Origin of the sequence: Acinetobacter lwoffii (assembly GCF_022809915.1) — a bacterium.
In the GTDB taxonomy this organism is placed as follows: domain Bacteria; phylum Pseudomonadota; class Gammaproteobacteria; order Pseudomonadales; family Moraxellaceae; genus Acinetobacter; species Acinetobacter lwoffii_M.
In genome coordinates, this window is the sequence record NZ_JALGQY010000061.1 from 1 (window position 1) to 4,254 (window position 4,254).

A 4,254-nucleotide genomic window follows, 5' to 3' on the forward strand; every position below is an offset into this window, starting at 1 on the left:
CCATTTCTTGAATCTCCAAAGATTAAAGTTACGTTATCTTTAGAGGGACGTGCTGTCCATTATTTTGTCTAGGATCACCTAAATATATAGACGGTAAATCGCACTGGTTTGGCATTTCACGTGAAGATGGCAATCCTTTTACCGTGGCGGCGATTTATGATGACGCACACATTGATGGTGAGAAAATCAGATCATTTTCGATGCTGACCATAAATTCAGATCAACATCCCTTTATGAAACAGTTTCATGACCCGAATGACGAAAAACGCTCGATTATTGTGATTCCGGAAGAATCACGACATGACTGGTTGCACTGCGATCATGAACAAGCCCATGAATTTTTCTTTGAAATGAAAGATGAATTTATTGCAAAGCCTAGAGATTCAAGGTTTATCGGGAAATTAAAAAGCCCTAAACCAAGTTAGGGCTTCGTCCATATGAAAAAGCTATTTTTGCTCTCTCAATGGATTTTCTGGTTCTGCATTGGGTTTTTTCTCTGGTTTGACATGCTTATAAGATGCCTGATTCCCTTTATCATCATTTGATTCTTTATGCGGATTTGATTCTTGCTCTGGCTTATTTGTCATATGCATCTCCTTCATACTTCATATCTGTATTAAGAAATAAATATGACATCTGCTGCTAAACATCAATGTTATTTATGTTGCACATTCAGTTTTTTTAAAAGACAAACTTTCCTTCAAGTGCTCTTTTACATTTCACAATTCCTGAAGTCCATCTGAGCAAATAAGCTGTTCAGCCTGATCGTAGATGGTACAGCAAAGAATATGAATTCGCGTGCGAGCCGATATCGAATACATGAAATTTTCTAAGCTTATCCACTGCCGGAAAAAGTCTTTTCATTTCAGTAAAATCTTTAGGATGATTGGCCTTAATGATTCGATGCCAACCATCTAATGCAGTTTCAGTCTTTATCCTCTTTTGAGTTGCTTCAAGAATTCGAGCATGGGTGATCACACGCATAAATTTTATTGTATTCCAGTTCTAAGCAGCTAAGAATTTATCAAAACGTAATCCTATTGAAATGATTCTTTTATAAAGTATTCCTTGTGAGAAATTATGTTTAGATCCAAAAATTTCATCAGTAAAGAAAAACCCCGCCAACTGATGATTGAACGGGGATTGATCTTCATTAAGATGTCTGATGATTTGGCACATTATTCAATATTTTTCAAGCAATCACGACACTGTTTGACCTCATCATGGTCACACGTGTAGTTAATTTCAGTCGCACCATGAAGACCAAATAAACAAAATATAAATTGCATCATGTTTTTCTCCTGAGTGTAAAAAGCTCGATCCAACATCAAGCTTTATTGCTTTAAATATAGAATGACTCAATACAAAATGATTGGATCAGCGATCTAGAACAACTTCAGTACTCAGCTCTGTTTAGCCTTTAAGTAAAATTGAAGCTTTTGGGGCTAAGTTCGTACAGGCTCTTCAGCTTGAGTCGTCTGATCCTTTTTACAATGATCACTTTTACAATGCTTGCTGCTCATCATCTGACACATTTTCTCTCTGCAAGATTTAAAACAACAGCCGACCATCACGCCCATGCCAAATGCGCATATACATCTCATCATAGCTTTGTCCTGTCTTTTCGTGAAAAGAGATATATATAAATAACATCTATTCATGTATCTCTCCTGAGGGAATTTTCAGGCTTTATGTTGTGTATGAAAACTTATGTGAAAGAGAGTGAGCAAAAAATACAATCAGCAAAGAAAAAACAAGATTTAAAACGGAAAAGAAAAAGCCTGTTTAACTCTCCTAAATTAAACAGGCCTTATAATGTGCTGATTTTTAATTATTTTCATTAAGTTCTTAGAATGACGCCAAGATATCACTAGCCATGCAGCCAATCTGTGTAGGATATATAGATGCAATGTTTCAAAATATGAAAAAACCATTACTTTTGTTAATTAAATGACTGTAATTTATCCAAAAATATTTTTAATGAGAAAATAAGATTACTAAATAACCAAAACCCAAGAAGAATTGCTAAACCTATAAGTGAGAATGGGTTAATTTAGATTTTTAGAAGAAAATTCCTTATTTCAGTCAATATCGGATGTTATGAATGTTCAATGTCTCATAAAGTTTATAGATCCCTGCTTTCTTTTTAGTCATTTCTCTCTATAATTTTTCATATGAGCAATAACAATATTTTGGCAGCATGAAAAATCGCATACTAATTACTTTATTGATGAGTCTGGCAATAAGCGGCTGCCAAAAACAGCAAGCAGAGAATTCAGCCGAGGCTGCTGCAAATATTAAAGCGCAGTTTGAACAGTCAGATAATCAACTCAGTGCTTATCTGGACAAACTCGACTCTTCAACAATTAGTCTGGAAGAAAGAACACGCATCCTGTGTGAACAATATCCTAAAGAATATAAAAATAACTACATGCCTGCTCTGCTAAAACTTGCACCCAAGGAATATACAGAAAAAGAGTTGCTCACAGACCTAGACAATGCCTTGAATTTCTACAAGCTAAAAGCCAATATTCAGTGTTAATAAATACTTAGTCTAATCGTGCAATGAAATATAAAAAAAACCGCCTGAATCAGGCGGTTTTTTTATGAAGAGCATATATCTTAAAAAAGATTAACGCTGTGGCTTTCACTGATCTTGTTGATTACGTGAACGTTGTTGTTGCTGGTTACTGTTTTGCTGTGGCTGTTGTTGCTGTTGGCCTTGCTGGTTTTGTTGCTGCTGATCGCGCTGTTGCTGGTTGTGTTGACCACCCTGCGGCTGTTGTTGTTGTTGCTGGTTATTTTGTTGCTGATTTGGGTTTTGCTGGTTGTTTTGTTGACGCTGCTGATCTTGATTTTGCTGTTGCTGTTGTTGCTGTTTCTGTTGGTCTTGCTGTTGATTATTAGCCATGGTGGTATTCCTTACTATTTGCTTTAAATTAAAAGCCGATAGGTTTCGACTTAATATCTACTCTACGCATTTTTCAGATTTCGCCAACCTTTAACCTGTTACAGATTAATTCAATGTAAAAAATAGTAAGATAAGTACTTGAAGTGGAGATTAATGCGCAACATAAATTACCTGATATAATGCAACAGAAACATAATGAAAGACTTTATAGGTCAAAAATTTATTATCCAATAAAAGGAATAACTTAAGTCCTATTTCATATATAGGAAAATTTTTAATAAAATTTAAAAAGCGTTATTAAACAGAACCACTTAATAACTATGATATTGATATTTATCAATATATAAAAATCAATCTAAACCTTCTATATTTTTAAAAGATTAAATAAAATATTAAAGATCCAATTCTTTTTGAATATTCTTAACTGTGAGGAAATACGATACTTAACATGACCTCACCAATAACACTTAAGCTGTATCGAATTTATCTTGACTTTAAGTCAAATAGTTTTAGCTATTAATCTGGTATTAACTTAGGTAAAATCATTGTTTTTAATTATATTTATTAATCTATTTATAATAAATAAGCCTCTTTAAAAGAGGCTTATTACATTCAGTTTTTATTAGATATTGACCACTTTGACGATAATCGTTTGAGTATCTTCCTGCTCTTCGGCCAGATGCAAACGTTTAAGCTCTTTGCTTTTTACTTTGAACTGCAAATTCTGATAAGAAATCGTGCTTGGTATCTGATCAAAATATTGACCATCAGCGTCAATTTCTTCCTGAAATAATGGTGTACCCAATTGATAGTCAAGACTTTTTAAGACTACATATTTTACTGTGGTTTTCATTCCAACACCCTACTTTCACTAAGCACTTTATTTTTATTTTTACCACTGTTCCGCCTGAGAAGAAACCTCTATTTTTGAAAATAGCCCAAGCTTTAACCATTCAGATTTTGCGATCAGATCAACATGAAATTACACTAAGGTCTGTTGACACTTACTGTTCATAATTAACCCTATAAAGGTAGCCATAAAAATATACAGGCTAAAGCAACAGAACTTTGATAATTTCTTTTGAGCTTGTCATATCGAGTAGCTATTCCTCTAAATTGCTTTAATCTACAAAACATATTTTCAACTAAATGCCTGATTTTATATAAATACCAGTCCATATGGTCATTGTTCGATTGGCTATTTGTTTTCTTTGGTATATTCGCTTTAGTCCCTGTTTTCCTGATCTGTTCACGCAGTGGTTCTGAATCATAGCCTTTATCTGCACATACCACTTTTGTCTCTTTTAAATCTAATGTTGATATTAAATCAGGTGCAACTTTAA

At 33.9% G+C, this 4,254-nt stretch carries 5 protein-coding genes and 2 pseudogenes; 2 read left to right on the forward strand and 5 right to left on the reverse strand.

The genetic code is table 11. From position 1 onward, the window contains the following. Positions 1–74: 74 nt before the first annotated feature. Positions 75–425 (forward strand): annotated as a pseudogene (locus MTX11_RS16145) (SOS response-associated peptidase family protein); the annotation flags it as partial. A 21-nt stretch (positions 426–446) separates the two neighbouring features. On the opposite strand, the gene MTX11_RS16150 reads toward MTX11_RS16145, so the two are convergent. Then, complete coding sequence (locus MTX11_RS16150; protein ID WP_005107128.1) at positions 447–587, reverse strand: hypothetical protein; 141 nt, start codon at positions 585–587, stop codon at positions 447–449. A gap of 169 nt (positions 588–756) precedes the next feature. Beyond that, positions 757–984 (reverse strand): type II toxin-antitoxin system HigB family toxin, encoded by a 228-nt coding sequence (locus MTX11_RS16155; protein WP_243475585.1) that lies wholly within the window; start codon positions 982–984, stop codon positions 757–759. 1,216 nt (positions 985–2,200) lie between these two features. On the opposite strand from MTX11_RS16155, the gene MTX11_RS16160 reads away from it, so the two are divergent. Next, a complete protein-coding gene (locus tag MTX11_RS16160; RefSeq protein ID WP_005107130.1) occupies positions 2,201–2,542 on the forward strand; it encodes a hypothetical protein in 342 nt (113 codons plus the stop codon). A 105-nt stretch (positions 2,543–2,647) separates the two neighbouring features. On the opposite strand, the gene MTX11_RS16165 is transcribed toward MTX11_RS16160, so the two are convergent. The 3 genes and pseudogenes from MTX11_RS16165 to MTX11_RS16175 all read right to left on the reverse strand — a co-directional run. After that, positions 2,648–2,911: a hypothetical protein gene (locus MTX11_RS16165; protein WP_243475586.1), complete on the reverse strand. Its 264-nt coding sequence runs from the start codon at positions 2,909–2,911 to the stop codon at positions 2,648–2,650. Between the two features lie 622 nt (positions 2,912–3,533). After that, positions 3,534–3,764 (reverse strand): hypothetical protein, encoded by a 231-nt coding sequence (locus MTX11_RS16170; protein ID WP_004280185.1) that lies wholly within the window; start codon positions 3,762–3,764, stop codon positions 3,534–3,536. A 151-nt stretch (positions 3,765–3,915) separates the two neighbouring features. Then, positions 3,916–4,254 (reverse strand): annotated as a pseudogene (locus MTX11_RS16175) (transposase); the annotation flags it as partial.